General features: G+C 29.1%; 1 protein-coding gene and 1 pseudogene. Both read left to right on the forward strand.

From position 1 onward, the window contains the following. Nucleotides 1-470 (forward strand): hypothetical protein (locus ACTG3S_RS13505; protein ID WP_439129865.1); only part of this gene is annotated, 470 nt, incomplete at its 5' end. A gap of 157 nt (nucleotides 471-627) precedes the next feature. Then, nucleotides 628-1,569, forward strand: a pseudogene (locus ACTG3S_RS13510) (protein translocase subunit SecDF); the annotation flags it as partial.

The raw sequence follows: 1,569 nt of genomic DNA on the forward strand, positions 1-1,569 counted from the left end.
TAGACAATACCATTGCAGATGTAAAAGAAAAACTTTTAAACGCAGGTGTTTCTAATATTAGCATTAAAGAGGCTAAAAATGGCACTTTAAAAATATCCTATTTTAGTGAAGTTCCTGTTGATAACATTAGAGAAGTTCTTTCGAAAAACCCTTCTTTTTTATTAAAAAACAACCCTAATAATCAACAAAAGAAAGACGTTGTTTACGATTATAGTTTAGACATTTACGAATTAAACAAACCTACAGATAATTCTAATTTAGACTACAAATATGTTTTAGAGGTAAAGCATCAATTAGATAGATTTACCACAGATAATTATTTTGATAATCACAAGACATTATTAGCAAACAAGACAAATCGACTTTATAAAGTTGCCTATAAAATTGCTAAAAGCAATCCTTTTAGTAAAGATTACACCTCTAATAAAGAACCAGAAGTTAGAGCTGGCCCAAAAAAATTTAACAGTTAAAAATGTAACTCAATACATTTTTTATCTTTTTATATTGATGAGTAACCTACTCATAATCACAAAAACTATCAATAAAAATAATTGTCAGGTACTTTTAGAAAGTATATATTTGCACGTTTTTTAAAAACCTTGACAAACAATAATTAACAACAACAAAATGCAAAATAAAGGACTTATTAAATTATTTGCTATCCTTTTCGGATTAGTAAGTTTATACCAGTTATCGTTTACTTTTTTAGCAAACAAAGTAGAAGATGATGCAAAAGTATATGCAGAAACAAATGCAACAGATAATAATGCAAGACAAAAAGCAACTCTTGAAAGAAAATATTTAGATAGTGTTGCTAACAAAGACATTATAGATTTAGGTGTTGCACAATACTCTTACAATGATGTTAGAGACAAAGAAATGAATCTTGGTTTGGACTTAAAAGGTGGTATTAATGCCATTTTACAAGTTTCTGTAAAAGAGGTTTTAAAAAGTTTATCTAATGATTCTAAAAACGAAGCGTTTAACAAAGCTTTAGAAGCAGCAGACGAAAGACAAAAAAGCAGTAATGCTACCTATTTAGATTTATTTTTCGAAGAATTTGAAAAAATAGCTGGAGACACAAAATTAAGTGACCCATCTATTTTTGGTACCAAAGCTTTAAGCGATAAAATTTCTTTTAATGAAGACAATTTTACCGTAAGAGAAACTTTACAAGAAGAAATAAACAGTTCTATTGGTACTGCTTTTGAGGTATTAAGAAGTAGAATTGATAAGTTTGGGGTAACATCTCCAAACATCCAAAGAATTGGTAATTCGGGTAGAATTCAGATTGAATTACCAGGTGCTAAAGATATTGAACGTGTTACAAAATTAATTACAAGCAAAGCAGAATTACAATTCTGGGAAGTATATACCAATGCAGAAGTACAAAACTTCTTACTTTCTGCAAATGCGAAAGTTGCTGAATTATTAAAAGATGACACCACAACTGAGCAAGTAAAAGATAGCACAGAAAAAGATGACATTGACGATCTTTTAGGAGATGCCGTAGATTCTACAAAAGTTCAAAAGAACTTATTTACCTATTTAATGCCGAACTTTGCACAA

Origin of the sequence: Polaribacter sp. (assembly GCF_965656025.1) — a bacterium.
Classification (GTDB): Bacteria; Bacteroidota; Bacteroidia; order Flavobacteriales; family Flavobacteriaceae; genus Polaribacter.